Source organism: Rhodovulum sp. 12E13 (assembly GCF_003340565.1).
Lineage (GTDB): Bacteria > Pseudomonadota > Alphaproteobacteria > Rhodobacterales > Rhodobacteraceae > HLUCCA09.
In genome coordinates this window covers 65,756-78,629 of the sequence record NZ_QPLK01000017.1, presented here as the reverse complement: position 1 = coordinate 78,629, position 12,874 = coordinate 65,756, and the positions used below count along the sequence as shown (strand labels likewise).

Annotated in this window: 14 protein-coding genes and 1 tRNA gene; 8 read left to right on the top strand and 7 right to left on the bottom strand. The window is 71.4% G+C overall.

Annotated elements, in window-relative coordinates:
- The first annotated feature begins 58 nt into the window (after positions 1–58).
- Positions 59–841, top strand: a complete 783-nt coding sequence (locus DLJ49_RS14735) for a DUF502 domain-containing protein (RefSeq protein ID WP_115394316.1) — start codon at positions 59–61, stop codon at positions 839–841.
- Between the two features lie 237 nt (positions 842–1,078).
- On the top strand, positions 1,079–1,276 hold the full coding sequence (locus tag DLJ49_RS14730) for a hypothetical protein (protein WP_115394315.1): 198 nt from the start codon (positions 1,079–1,081) through the stop codon (positions 1,274–1,276).
- 46 nt (positions 1,277–1,322) lie between these two features.
- On the opposite strand, the gene DLJ49_RS14725 is transcribed toward DLJ49_RS14730, so the two are convergent.
- Positions 1,323–2,108: a 3-hydroxybutyrate dehydrogenase gene (locus DLJ49_RS14725; RefSeq protein ID WP_115394314.1), complete on the bottom strand. Its 786-nt coding sequence runs from the start codon at positions 2,106–2,108 to the stop codon at positions 1,323–1,325.
- A 215-nt stretch (positions 2,109–2,323) separates the two neighbouring features.
- Between DLJ49_RS14725 and DLJ49_RS14720 the strand changes: the two genes are divergently transcribed.
- A complete protein-coding gene (locus tag DLJ49_RS14720; RefSeq protein ID WP_115394313.1) occupies positions 2,324–3,538 on the top strand; it encodes an MFS transporter in 1,215 nt (404 codons plus the stop codon).
- A gap of 208 nt (positions 3,539–3,746) precedes the next feature.
- On the top strand, positions 3,747–5,564 hold the full coding sequence (locus DLJ49_RS14715; RefSeq protein WP_115394312.1) for an extracellular solute-binding protein: 1,818 nt from the start codon (positions 3,747–3,749) through the stop codon (positions 5,562–5,564).
- Between the two features lie 153 nt (positions 5,565–5,717).
- Here the strand turns inward: DLJ49_RS14715 and DLJ49_RS21820 are convergent.
- Positions 5,718–5,801: transfer RNA gene (locus tag DLJ49_RS21820), tRNA-Tyr, on the bottom strand.
- Between the two features lie 144 nt (positions 5,802–5,945).
- Between DLJ49_RS21820 and rlmB the strand changes: the two genes are divergently transcribed.
- From rlmB to DLJ49_RS14695, 4 genes are all read left to right on the top strand, one after another.
- A complete protein-coding gene (gene rlmB, locus DLJ49_RS14710) occupies positions 5,946–6,737 on the top strand; it encodes a 23S rRNA (guanosine(2251)-2'-O)-methyltransferase RlmB (protein WP_115394311.1) in 792 nt (263 codons plus the stop codon).
- 1 nt (position 6,738) lies between these two features.
- Positions 6,739–7,113 (top strand): TFIIB-type zinc ribbon-containing protein, encoded by a 375-nt coding sequence (locus DLJ49_RS14705; protein ID WP_115394310.1) that lies wholly within the window; start codon positions 6,739–6,741, stop codon positions 7,111–7,113.
- Positions 7,114–7,249: 136 nt separating this feature from the next.
- Positions 7,250–7,696, top strand: a complete 447-nt coding sequence (locus DLJ49_RS14700; RefSeq protein ID WP_115394309.1) for a YHS domain-containing (seleno)protein — start codon at positions 7,250–7,252, stop codon at positions 7,694–7,696.
- A gap of 329 nt (positions 7,697–8,025) precedes the next feature.
- The gene (locus tag DLJ49_RS14695) at positions 8,026–8,472 is read left to right on the top strand and encodes a CoA-binding protein (protein WP_255566676.1); all 447 of its coding nucleotides are present in this window, start codon (positions 8,026–8,028) and stop codon (positions 8,470–8,472) included.
- A gap of 24 nt (positions 8,473–8,496) precedes the next feature.
- Here DLJ49_RS14695 and DLJ49_RS14690 read toward each other — a convergent pair whose 3' ends face one another.
- From DLJ49_RS14690 to DLJ49_RS14670, 5 genes are all read right to left on the bottom strand, one after another.
- On the bottom strand, positions 8,497–8,823 hold the full coding sequence (locus DLJ49_RS14690; protein ID WP_115394307.1) for a phosphoribosyl-ATP diphosphatase: 327 nt from the start codon (positions 8,821–8,823) through the stop codon (positions 8,497–8,499).
- On the bottom strand, positions 8,820–9,599 hold the full coding sequence (hisF, locus tag DLJ49_RS14685; RefSeq protein WP_115394306.1) for an imidazole glycerol phosphate synthase subunit HisF: 780 nt from the start codon (positions 9,597–9,599) through the stop codon (positions 8,820–8,822). Before hisF ends, DLJ49_RS14690 begins: the two co-directional genes overlap by 4 nt.
- A 137-nt stretch (positions 9,600–9,736) precedes the next feature.
- Positions 9,737–10,486, bottom strand: coding sequence for an SDR family NAD(P)-dependent oxidoreductase (locus DLJ49_RS14680; protein ID WP_115394305.1), 750 nt, complete (start codon positions 10,484–10,486; stop codon positions 9,737–9,739).
- The gene (locus DLJ49_RS14675; protein WP_115394304.1) at positions 10,483–11,784 is read right to left on the bottom strand and encodes an FAD-binding protein; all 1,302 of its coding nucleotides are present in this window, start codon (positions 11,782–11,784) and stop codon (positions 10,483–10,485) included. Before DLJ49_RS14675 ends, DLJ49_RS14680 begins: the two co-directional genes overlap by 4 nt.
- Complete coding sequence (locus DLJ49_RS14670; RefSeq protein ID WP_233489044.1) at positions 11,781–12,725, bottom strand: lysylphosphatidylglycerol synthase transmembrane domain-containing protein; 945 nt, start codon at positions 12,723–12,725, stop codon at positions 11,781–11,783. The genes DLJ49_RS14675 and DLJ49_RS14670 overlap by 4 nt, the downstream gene beginning before the upstream one ends.
- Positions 12,726–12,874: the final 149 nt, after the last annotated feature.

The following is a 12,874-nucleotide window of genomic DNA, read 5'->3' as shown; positions in this document are numbered from 1 at the left end:
CGCCATCTTGCGGCGCCGCTTGCCTCTGCCTAACTCACGACGGTCAGGAAGAGCGCCGATGACCGACCGCAAGCCGCACATTCTCGAAAACCCGATCGACCCGGGGCAGCCCCGCAAGCGGCCGGGCGTGCTGGCCTCGCTGCGCGCCTCGTTCCTGACGGGCCTGGTGGTGATCGCCCCCATCGGGCTGACCGCCTACCTGATCTGGACGGTGGTGGGCTGGATCGACGGCTTCGTGCTCCCCTTCGTCCCCGCCGCCTTCCGGCCCGAGCAGTACATCGGCATCGACATCCGCGGCGTCGGCGTGATCGTCTTCCTGATCTTCACGATCCTCGTCGGCTGGGTCGCCAAGGGCCTGATCGGCCGGTCGCTGATCTCCTGGGCCGAGAGCGTGGTCGACCGGATGCCCGTCGTCCGCTCGATCTACAACGGGCTGAAGCAGATCGCCGAGACCGTCTTCGCCCAGACCGAAACGAATTTCGACAGGGCCTGCCTCGTCGAGTATCCGCGCAAGGGAATCTGGGCCATCGCCTTCATCTCGACCGGCGCGCGAGGCGAAATCGCCCGCCGCGTCCCGCGCGACGATGGCCTCGTCTCGGTGTTCCTGCCCACCACGCCCAACCCGACCTCGGGCTTCCTGCTGTTCGTTCCGCGGGCCGACGTGGTGGAACTCGACATGAGCGTGGAAGACGCCGCCAAGCTCGTGATCTCGGCCGGCCTCGTCTACCCGCCCGAGGCGCCCGGCCGCCCGCCGCGCGTCGTCGCCGCGCAGGGGGCGGAGCCGGGCACCCCGGCGGCGGCCCCCGACGCCACGCCCGCCCGCGCGCCCGAACGCGCCTGACGCGGCCGGAACACGCGCATTCGCACCCGCCACCGCATCACGTCGCGCAGGGCGCACAGTGCGTTTCTCTGCGGCGGAAGCGGCGGCGGCGCCGCCGCCCCCGGCAGGCCTGCCTGCGCCCCACATGCCGGGCGGCGCATGTCGGGCGGCCCTTGTCGGGCTGCCGGGCCTTGCCTTTGCCCCATTGCCCGGTCCATCATTTCCGCTGGGGAAACTGTCTGTTCGTGGAGATCGCCCATGGCCTTTGCCGCTGTTCGCCGTGCCGCCCTCGTCGCCTGTCTGTTCGTTATGCCAGCCGCCGCCATGGCGGGCGGCCTCGACGCGCCGGTGATCGAGCCCGACCTCATCGTCGCCGACACTGCGCCCTCGCACGCCGTGATCGTGCCGCTCATGGCACTCGTGCTGTTCGGCGCGGCGATCTCGGTGGCCGACTGAGGCGCCGCCGGGCCGAAGCGGCCGGCGCCGGCAGCGCCGCCGCCGGTCACAGCGCGGTCCAGCCGCCGTCGACGCTGATCGTAGTGCCGGTGATCTGATCGGCCGCCGGCGAGCATAGGAACGTCACCGTCCCCCCGATCTGTTCGACGGTGACGAACTCCTTCGAGGGCTGCCGCTCCAGCATGACCTTCTCGATCACCTCGTCGCGGCTCATCCCGTGGGTCTCCATCTGGTCGGGGATCTGTTTCTCGACGATGGGAGTCAGGGCATAGCCCGGGCACACCGCGTTGCAGGTGATCGGCTCGCGCGCCGTCTCGAGCGCCACCACCTTGGTCAGCCCGACGATGCCGTGCTTGGCGGCGACATAGGCCGACTTGTAGGGCGAGGCGGTCAGCCCGTGGGCCGAGGCGATGTTGACGACCCTCCCCCAGCCGGCCTTGCGCATCATCGGCAGGGCGACGGCGCTGGTGTGGAAGGCGGAGCTCATGTTGATCGCAACGATCGCGTCCCACTTCTCGACCGGGAACGTCTCGACGGCGGCGACGTGCTGGATGCCGGCGTTGTTGACGAGGACGTGGCACTCGCCCGCCTGCTCGATCAGCGCCCGGCACTCTTCGGGCTTCGACATGTCGGCCTTGATGTAGCGCACCTCGGCCCCCGTCTCCTGCGCGAGCGCGGCGGCAAGCGCGTGGTCGTCGGCGCTGTCGGTGAACGAGTTGATCACCACGTCGGCGCCCTGCAGCGCCAGCGCCCGCGCCACGCCAAGCCCGATGCCGGAGTTCGATCCGGTGACGATGGCGGTCTTTCCCTTCAGCGGTCTGTCCTGCGACATGGCGTGCGCTCCCTTTCGTGCCTGCGCGTGGCCGCGCGCGGTATCTCTCGTCATCAACGCGCGCCCGCGCGCCTTTGTGTCCGCACCCTACCTGCCGCAGGTACGAAGGCCAGCCGCGAGTGGCCCGCAGCTCGGGAAGGATCGTCGCGCCCGCCGCCGAGCAGGGCACGAAACCCGATGGACGGCCGCCCCGGCCCCGCATAGCGTCATGCGCCATGACCGCCGCCATCCACGATACGCCCCATGCCTGGGGGCGCCTCGCGCTGTCGCTCGCGACGGCCTGCGTGGCCAATGTGGGCATGTGGGCGCCCATCGTCGTGATGCCGGCGATGGAGGCCGAGTTCGGCACCGACCGAGGCACCGTCTCGCTGGCCTACACCGTCACCATGGCCGGCTTCGCCCTCGGCACGCTGCTGATCGGGCGCTGGGTGGATCGGGTGGGCATCGCGCCGTGCCTGGCGGCGGCCGCCTGCCTTATGGGGGCGGGCTATGCGCTTGCGGCGATCAGCCCCTCGATCTCCATCGTCATCGCGCTGCACGCCGCCATCGGCTTCGGCGCCGCGACCGGCTTCGGCCCGCTGGTGGCAGACGTTTCGCACTGGTTCCTGCGGCGGCGCGGCATCGCCATGGCGATCGCGGCGAGCGGCAACTACCTGTCGGGCGCGATATGGCCGCTGCTGCTGGCGGGCGTGCAGGCCGAGCATGGCTGGCGCGGCGCCTACCTCGCGCTCGCCGTCATCGTGCCCGCCCTGGTGCTGCCGCTCTCGCTCACCCTGCGCCGCCGCGTGACCGAGGAATCGTGGCGCGCCGCCGACGCCGCCGCGGCCCTGCGCGCGCGCACCACGGGCCTCTCGCCGAAGACGCTGACCATTCTGCTCTTCGTGGCGGGAATCGCCTGTTGCGTGGCGATGTCGATGCCGCAGGTCCACATAGTCGCCTATTGCGTCGACCTCGGCTACGGCCCGGCGGCGGGCGCCGAGATGCTGTCGCTGATGCTGCTGGGGGGCGTCGTGTCGCGCCTCGTCTCGGGCTTTCTCGCCGACCGGCTCGGCGGTCTGAAGACATTGCTGCTCGGCTCGGCGTTGCAGACCCTCGCGCTGGTGCTCTTCCTGCCTTCCGACGCGCTGGTGTCGCTCTACCTCGTCTCGGCGATCTTCGGGCTGGCGCAGGGCGGGATCGTGCCCGCCTACGCCATCATCGTGCGCGAATACCTTCCGGCGCGCGAGGCAGGTGCGCGGGTGGGCATCGTCACCTTCGCCACCATCGCGGGCATGGCACTTGGGGGCTGGATGTCGGGGGCGATCCACGACGCGACCGGCAGCTATCTTTACGCCTTCCTGAACGGCATCGGCTGGAACGTGCTCAACCTGGCCATCGTGGCCGCGCTTCTGGGCCTGTCGCGGCCCCGGCGCCAACCGCTGGCCGCCTGACTCGGAGCCGACGCGAGGCAAAAAAAAGCGCCCGCCAGAGGCGGGCGCAAGTCATTGAGGCAGGTTTCATACAGGCAAGAAACCTATCGAGCAGTGGCTCTCTTATACGCAAACCCGCGCCGCTGTCCAAGGTAAAAGTTTGAAAAGGCTGCATCCGGCGCTTAGGCTCGCCGCACAACCAACAAGAGCAGAGGGAGGCCGCGAGGCCATGAGGCGCATCCACCCCGCATCGATCCGTCCCGCACTGGTCCTCGGCATGGCCCTCGCGTTCGGCGCGACGGGCGCCGCGGGAGAGCCGAAGCATGGCATAGCTATGTATGGCGAGCCCGCCCTGCCCCCAGATTTCGTATCGCTGCCCTACGTCAATCCCGATGCCCCCGAGGGCGGGCGCATCGTCCTGGCCGAAGTCGGCGGCTACGATTCGCTGCACCCGTTCATCCTCAAGGGCTCGTCGGTCTACGGCCATCGCGTCTACGGCTACGAAAGCCTGATGGGCCGGTCGTGGGACGAGCCGTTCACGCTCTACGGCCTTCTGGCCGAATCGGTCGAGACGCCGGAAGACCGGTCGTGGGTCGAGTTTACCCTGCGGGAGGAGGCGCGCTTCTCCGACGGCTCGCCCGTCACCGTCGAGGACGTGCTGTGGAGCTTCGAGACGCTCGGCACGCTGGGCCACCCCCGCTACCACGGCGCGTGGGACAAGGTGGCGCGCGCCGAGGCCACGGGCCCGCGCACCGTGCGCTTCGAGTTCGCGGAGGAGGACCGGGAGCTGCCGCTCATCCTGGGCCTGCGCCCGGTGCTGAAGAAGGCCGATTTCGACGGGCGGCCCTTCGACGAATCCACCCTCGAGCCGCCCATCGGCTCCGGCCCCTACGTGGTGGGCGACTTCGAGCCGGGCCGTTTCCTGAGCCTCGTGAAGAACCCCGATTGGTGGGGTGCCGATCTGGCGTTCAACCGCGGCCAGCACAACATCGAGGAAATCCGCTACGAGTGGTTCGGCGACGGCGACGTGGCCTTCGAGGCGTTCCGCGCCGGCGCGGTCGACTCGGTGCGCGAGTTCAACATCGCCAAGTGGAACGTCTCCTACGACTTTCCCGCCGTGCGATCGGGCGAGGTGGTCAAGTCGCTCATCCCGCACGATCGACCCTCGGGCATCGCGGGCTTCGTGATGAACACGCGCCGCGCCCCCTTCGACGACTGGCGCGTGCGTGACGCGCTGATCCACGCCTTCAACTTCGAGTTCATCAATCAGGCGATCAACGCCGGCGAACAGCCCAGAATCACGAGCTATTTCTCCAACTCCATCCTCGGCATGGAGGACGGGCCGGCCGAGGGCCGCGTGGCCGAGCTGCTCGCCCCCTTCGCCGAAGAGCTCCTGCCCGGCGCGCTCGAGGGCTACGCGCTGCCGGTCTCCGACGGTTCGGAGGCGAACCGCCGCAACACGCGCGAGGCGATCCGTCTGCTGGGCGAGGCAGGCTACACCGTGCAGGACGGCGTGATGACGAACTCCGAAGGCCAGCGGCTGCGCCCGCAGATCCTGCTGCAATCGGGCGCCACGCAGATGATCAACGTGGCCGATCTCTATGTCGAGGCACTGGCGCGGATCGGCGTCGAGGCCGAGGTCGTCACCGTCGACAGCGCGCAATACAAGGAGCGCACGCAGGTCTACGATTTCGACATGACCTACTACACCCGCGGCCTGTCGCTCTCGCCCGGCAACGAGCAGATGCTCTACTGGGGCTGCGACGGCGTCGAACAGGAGGGCACGCGCAACTGGATGGGGCTGTGCTCTCCGGCCGCCGAGGCGATGATCGGCGAGATGCTGACCGCCGAGAGCCAGGAGGGCTTCCGCGCCGCCGTCAAGGCGCTCGACCGGGTGCTGACGACAGGCCGCTACGTAGTGCCGATCTGGCACTCGCCCGTCTCGCGGCTTGCCCACAAGGCATGGCTGCACTACCCCGAAGACCGCGTGCAGATGTATGGTGACTGGATCGGCTTCCAGCCCGACGTCTGGTGGGTCGAGCGATGACACCGCCCGCCCCGCCGGCCAGCGGCCCCCTTTCGGACACGGACGGCGCGACGCGGCCGCGTTCGCCGCGGCACGGCGCCGGGCCCGTGCCGATGTGGCGCGCCGGTGAGGCAGGTTACCGCAAGAGCGGCAGCACCGGCACTGTATGGGGAGTGGTGGGCGACCCTGGAATCGAACCAGGCATGGGTCTCCCCGGCGGATTTACAGTCCGCTGCCGCACCTTGCAGCGCGTCGCCCGTAGGCGGGGTCACTAGCCCCGGCGCCCGGAAGGGTCAACACGAAATCGGCCGGATCGCCGCCGGGCTCAACCGGGCCGACCGGCGCTGCGCTCGCTTGTGGCGGCGGGCCGCGCCCGCTAGATCCGCCCGGCAGGAGAGCGCGATGGCGAAGAAACCGGCCTGGGTGGTGAAGAAGGAGCGCGCGGCACGCGACGAGGCCCGGCGCAGCGTCTGGCTCTTCGGGATGCACGCGGTCGAGGCGGCGCTGCGCAACCCGCGCCGCGAGAAGCTTCGCCTCGTCGTGACGAAGAACGCCGAGGCGCGGCTCGCCGCCGCCATCGCCGAGGCAGGCCTGCCCGCCGAGATCGCCGACCCTCGCCGCTTTCACGCCCCGCTCGATGCCGGATCGGTCCACCAGGGCGCCGCCCTCGAGGCGCGGCCGCTCGACTGGGGACGCTGGCAGGAGGTCTGCGCGCCGCGGCCGGGCGACGCCGCGCCCCGGCTTGTCCTGCTCGACCGGGTGACCGACCCGCACAACGTGGGCGCCGTCCTGCGCTCGGCCGAAGTGTTTGGGGCGCGCGCGGTGATCGCCCCGGCCCGCCATTCCGCCCCCGAGACCGGGGCGCTCGCCAAGTCCGCCTCGGGCGCGCTGGAACGGCAGCCCTACCTGCGCGTGCCCAATCTCGCAGAGGCGATGCGCGCGCTGTCGGAGACGGGATATGCCCTCGTCGGGCTCGCCGCCGAGGCGGAAGACGCGCTCGGCGCGGCCTGCGCGGCCGAGGCCGGTCGCCCGCTCGGCCTCGTGCTCGGCGCCGAGGGGCCGGGCCTGCGCGCCCTCACCCGCGACCGCTGCGACCGGCTGGCCCGGATCGGTGCGGCGGGTGTGTTCGGTTCGCTCAACGTCTCCAACGCCGCCGCCGTCGCGCTATATGCGGCACAGGCCGCGGAGGGCTGAGATGTATCGCAACACCAAGATCGCCACCTGCTCCTATTGCGGGACGCGCTCGGCGCTGGTGCTCGACCACGGCCGGCACGAACTGGTCTGCCCCGCCTGCGGCGCGCCGCTGCACGAGATCAAGGCGATGCCGGTGAAGGAGGGCGCGCCCCGCCGCGACCGCAAGCGCAGCACGACGGGCGCCACGCCCCACAAGGCGCCCCACCAGCCACCCCACGGACCGCCGCAGGGGCCGCCGGGTGGCCCGCCGCCGCATCGCCGGCCGGACTGGGAGCGCGCACGACGGCCCAAGGCGCGGAAGAAGCGCAAGACGCGCAAGCTGCTGAAGAAGGTGTTCGAGGAGGCCTTCGATTTCATCGAGGACATCTTCGACTGAGCCGCCCGGCAGCGGCCCCCGCAACACGCCTCACGCAGCAGGCGCGGCCGATCACCATCCGGCGAGAGGGGCTTACCAAGGGTCGGCCAATGCGCATCCTCGACCGCACATCACAGCCAACGCCCGGAGACATGCCATGCTCACGCGCCGCGCCCTGATCGCCGCCGGCCCTGCCCTCGCCTTTCTGCCCGCCGCTGCCCGCGCGCAGACTCCGCCCGTCTATGCCGAGGAGGGCGTGGCCATAGGCGGCATCGACCCGACCTCCTACTTCACCGAGGGGCGACCGGTGCCGGGCGATCCCGCGATCACGCTCGACTGGCGCGGCGCGACGTGGCGCTTCACCTCCGCCGAGGCGCGGGCCGCGTTCGAGCGCGCGCCCCGGCGCTATGCCCCGCAATTCGGCGGATGGTGCGCCTGGGCCGTGGCCGAGGGCTACACCGCACCCAGCGTGCCCGAGGCGTGGGCGATCGTCGATGGCCGTCTCTACCTCAACTTCTCGAATCGCGTGCGGCGATTGTGGCGGCACGACGCCTCCGGAAACATCGCCCGCGCCCAGGCCAACTGGCCGGCCGTGCTGGAGTAAGCGATCACGTCTGTTTTACCTGCGCTTGGCACACCGCCGCGCCTGCCCATGTTGGCTGTGTGAGGCGCGGTGATGGAACTGCCGCGCTTTCCTTACTGTCCCTCGTTCCGAACCTTCAGCGCCCGGCCCTTGGCTCGGGCGCCTTTTTGTCGGACACCCGTGTCATGACCGACGAGACGCGCCCCCCCGACGACCGCTCACCGCCCGCCGGCCCGACAGGCCCGACAGGCCCGACAGGCCCGACAGGCCCGACAGGCCCGACAGGCCCGACAGGCCCGACAGGCCCGACAGGCCCGACAGGCCCGACAGGCCCTGAAGAGGACGCGCGCCTGCGCCGTCTCCTCAAGGCGACGCGGACGATCGCCTGCGTGGGCGTCTCGGCCAACCCGGTGCGCCCAAGCCACTACGTGGCGCGCTACCTGTCGCTGAAGGGCTACCGCGTGATCCCGGTCAATCCCGGGATCGCCGGGCAGATGCTGTTCGGCGCGCGCGTGGCGGCGAACCTGTCGGAGATCGAGGGCACGGTCGACATGGTCGACGTCTTCCGCCGCTCCGAGCACGTGCCCCCGATCGTCGACGAGGCGCTCGCCCGCTTCCCGGCGCTCTGCTGCGTGTGGATGCAGATCGGCGTGATCAGCGAACCGGCGGCCGAAGCGGCGCGGGCACGCGGCGTCGAGGTGGTGATGGATCGCTGCCCGAAGATGGAATACCAGCGCCTCTTCGGAGAGCTGCGGATGGCCGGGGCGGCGACCGGGATCATCTCGTCCCGCCTGTGATATCAACGCGCTGCCGGGCCTGTCTCACGCGTCGCCCGAAGATCGGGAAGCCTTCTCCGCGATCCCCGAGCGCCCCTCGCGCCGGGACAGTTCGGCGCGGATGTCGTCGAGGGTGACACCTCTCGCGGCACACATCACCAGCAGGTGGTAGAGCACGTCGGCCGCCTCTTCGGTCAGCCGCTCCGCATCGCCCTTGACCGCCTCGATCACCGCCTCGACGGCTTCCTCGCCGAACTTCCCGGCGCATTTCTCGGCGCCCTTGGCGAGCAGCTTCGCCGTCCAGCTCGTCTCGGGGTCGGCGCCTTGCCGGGCGGCTATGGTGGCGGCGAGAGTGTCGAGCGGGTCGGTCATGCGGCGGCGGCGCCCGGTACGGGCCGCACGGGGATGCCGGCGGCGGCCATGTGGGCCTTGGCCTCGGCGATGGAATGTTCGCCGAAATGGAAGATCGAGGCCGCGAGCACGGCCGAGGCATGCCCCTCGAGCACGCCCTCGGCAAGGTGGTCGAGCGTGCCGACGCCGCCCGAGGCGATGACCGGCACGTTCACGGCGTCGGCAATGGTGCGGGTGAGCGCGAGATCGAAGCCCGACCGCGTGCCGTCGCGGTCCATCGAGGTCAGCAGGATCTCGCCGGCGCCCTTCGCCGTGACCGTGTGCGCGAACTCCACCGCGTCGACCCCGGTCGCGCGGCGCCCGCCGTGGGTGAAGACTTCCCACCGGCCGGGCGCGACCTGCTTGGCGTCGATCGCCACGACGATGCATTGCGCGCCGAAGCGGTCGGCGGCACGGGCGACCACGTCGGGGTCGGCCACGGCGGCGGAGTTGAAGCTCACCTTGTCGGCCCCGGCGAGCAGGAGCTTGCGGACGTCTTCCGGGCTGCGCACGCCGCCGCCGATGGTCAGCGGCACGAAGCAGTGCTCGGCGGTGCGGGTGGCGAGATCGTACATCGTGCCGCGGTTTTCCTGGGTCGCGGCGATGTCGAGGAAGCAGATCTCGTCGGCCCCCGCGGCGTCGTAGGCGATGGCGGCCTCCACCGGGTCGCCCGCGTCGATCAGGTCGACGAAGTTGACGCCCTTGACGACGCGGCCCTCCTTCACGTCGAGGCAGGGAATGAGGCGGGTCTTCAGCATGGGATTGCCTTAACGGGTTTGCCCGCCGGCCGGAAGGGCACGGGGGAAGGCGCTTGCAAGCGCCTTGCGACGCGCTTTCGAAAGCGCGTGCGCAAGGGCCTTGGAAGGCCCTTTGCGCCTGGTCCCCACGGATCGCGTCAGATCGACAGCTTCTTGAAGATCGGCTCGGGCACCGCGCGGATGATCACCATGATGTAGCGCCAGAAGAAGGGGGTGTAGATGACGTTGCGCCGCCTGCGCACCGCCTTGAGGATCGACGCTACGACGGCTTCGGGCGGCGCGACGAGGAACATCCCCGGCAGGCCCCATGTCATCGCCGTGTCGACGAAGCCCGGCTTGACCGTCACCACGTGCCCCCCCGCCCGGTTCAGCCGGTTGCGCAGGCCCGAGAGGTAGGTGGCGAAGGCCGCCTTCGCCGCGCCGTAGACGTAGTTGCCGACTCGCCCCCGGTCGCCGGCGACCGAGGCCACGCCGACGATCGTGCCCGCGCCCCGCGCCTCGATCAGCGGTGCCACGCGCGAGAGCACATGCGCGGGGCCGGTGAAGCTGTCGGCCGCGACGCCGGCGATCAGGGCCGGGTCGACGTCGATCTCGGCCTGCGGCGGCATCGAGCCGGCGAAGACGGCCGCACTCACGACGCCCTGGGCCTGCGCAAGACGGTGGATCAGGGGGGCGATCGTCGCGGGGTCGCGTGCGTCCCAGCGCATCGCCTCGGCCCGCGTCGCGCCGCGGAACCGGCAATCGGCGGCGAGCGCGGCAAGGTCGTCGTCGTCTCGCCCCGCGAGGATCAGCCCCGCGCCCTCGGCAGCGAGCGCCCGTGCCATCGCGCGGGCCATGGCCGACGAGGCGCCGAGGATCAGCCATGTCTCGGTCTGCGGCGCGCTCATGCCGCCTCCCGCAGGCGCAGGCGCTTGACCAGCGCGGTTTCGTAGGCCCGTTCGGGGTCGCGGGCGTTGACGGCCTCGGCCCAGGCGGCGCGACCGGGATACATGGCATGGGCCTGCTCCGCCGTCAGCGAACTGTCCTTGGCGAGATAGACGCGGCCGCCCGCCTCGGCCGTCGCGGCGTTGAGCGCGGCGAGCAGCCGGTCGGCCCCGTCGCGCGCCGGAAGATCGATCGCGAGCGTGTAGCCCTCGACCGGGAAGGACATCGGGTGGCCGGCGCCGGGGCCGAGCCGCTTGAGCACGGCGAGCGGCGAGGCGAGCGCGGCCTTGCCGATCCGGGCCAGCATGTCGCGCAGGGCGGGGCGGGCGTCCATCGGCACGACGCACTGGAACTGGTGGAAGCCGCACTTGCCATAAAGGCGGTTCCAGTCGTGGATCCTGTCGAGCGGAAAGAAATAGTCGGCAATGGGCCGCACCACCGTCCGGCCCCGCGCCGGCACCCGGCGCAGGTAGGCGGCATTGAAGGTGCGCACCACCGGTGCGGAGAGGGCGAAGCCCGGGGCATCGAGCGGCACGGTGCGGCCGCGTTTCGCCGGCGGCACCAGGCCCCTGGCGACCTCGCCCTCCTCGAGGATGCCGCGACCGAGCGCCGGGCCGGTCGCTGTCGCGTCGATCCAGCCTACCGTGTAGGGCGCGTCGGAGGCGTCGAGCGCATCGCAGAATGCATCGAGGTCGGCCATGCGCCGCTCGGTCACCATCATCACGTCGCCGCGCACGCGCGCGAGCCGGATCGTGGCCTTCAGGATCGGGCCCGTCTGGCCGAGGCCGCCCGCCGTCAGCGCGAAAAGCGGGTCGCCCGGCGCCACCTCGACAGGGCCGGCGGGTGTGGCGAGCGTCAGCCGGTCGACATGGGCGGCGAAGGCGCCGGCATGGTGGTGGTTCTTGCCGTGCACGTCCATCGCGATGGCCCCGCCCATTGTGGCGAAGCCGGTGCCGGGCATGACCGGCGGCAGCCATCCCAGCGGCGCGAGGCGGGCGGCCAGATCGCCCAGCATGACGCCGCTCTCGGCCTCGAGCGTGCCCGTCTCGGGGTCGAAGGAGAGCACGCGGTCGAGCCGCTCGGTGAGCATGGCGCGCTCCGCGAGGCAGGCGTCGCCGTAGGACCGGCGGCGGCCCAGCGCGGGAGCCGGCGCGCTCTCAGCAAGCGCCCGGGCGGTGCGCTGCCGCTCGGGGCGGGCGAGCGCAGCCTCGGCACGCAGCACCCGGCCCCAGCCGGCGATCTCCCGCGTGGCCCAGGTCATGCGGCGAGCGCCCGCGCGGCCGTGCGCTCCGCCGCTGGCAGCACCAGCAGCCCGATGAGAATGGCGAACCAGAGCGTGGTGAGGCGGATCACGGCGGTGGCGGGCACCGACACCTCGAGCGGCACCCCCTGCACCTGCAACAGCGCGATCATCGCCGCCTCGGCCCCGCCGAGGCCGCCTGGCGCCCCGGTCAACCCGCCCGCGAGCGTGGCGAAGGTGAAGATGGCGACCGCCGTCCACAGCCCGACATCGGCGCCCATCCAGCCCAGCAGCAGGTAGAGTGCGTATCCCTCGGCCAGCCAGCCCACCACGCCGAGCGCCATTGCCGGCATGAGGACAGGCCATGACGAGAAGCGCGCGAGCGCACGCGCCCCCTGCCGGACGCGGGCGAAGAGGCGGGCGGCGCGGCCCGTCGCGCGCCAGGCGGCCGTCGCCAGCCACGCCATCAGGCGGGGGCGCGTCGCGATCCAGGCAGCGCCCAGCGCAATCACGATGACGGGCAATGCACCCCGGATCCCGGCCGCAGACAGCGCGACGGACAGCGCGAGGATCAGCGCCATCGCGGCGAGGTCGGCCGCGCGGTCGGCCAGCACAAGCGGCGCGATACGCTCGTAGGCCGCGCCCGTCTCGCGGCGCAGCCAGCGCAGGCGGATCAACTCGCCCAGCCGCCCCGGCGTCACGGTCATTGCGAAGCCGCCGAAGAAATGGCGCATGTCCTGCCCGAGCCGGGTCTGCAGACCCAGAGCGCGGGTAAAGAGGTGCCAGCGCGCCCCGCGGCCGGCATAGTTCACCAGCGAGAGCGCGAGCAGAACCGCCACCTGCGCCGCGGTGAGCGCGCCGATATGGGCGAGCACCTCTTCCCAGCCGGTCGCGGCCGCGACGCCCGCGAGGCCGGCGAGGAACAGCACCAGCAGGCCGAGGCCGAAGGCAGCTTCGCGCACTCGGCGGGGGCGGGCCGGTCCGGCCACGGAAGCGGGAGTATCGAACGGCGTCATCGCGCCGCCTGTAGACACAGAATGCGGCGAGAAAGTGAAGCCGTTTCGAGAATCGCGACAGTCGAGCCGGTCTGGAGCGTGGCCTCGGGGCGTCT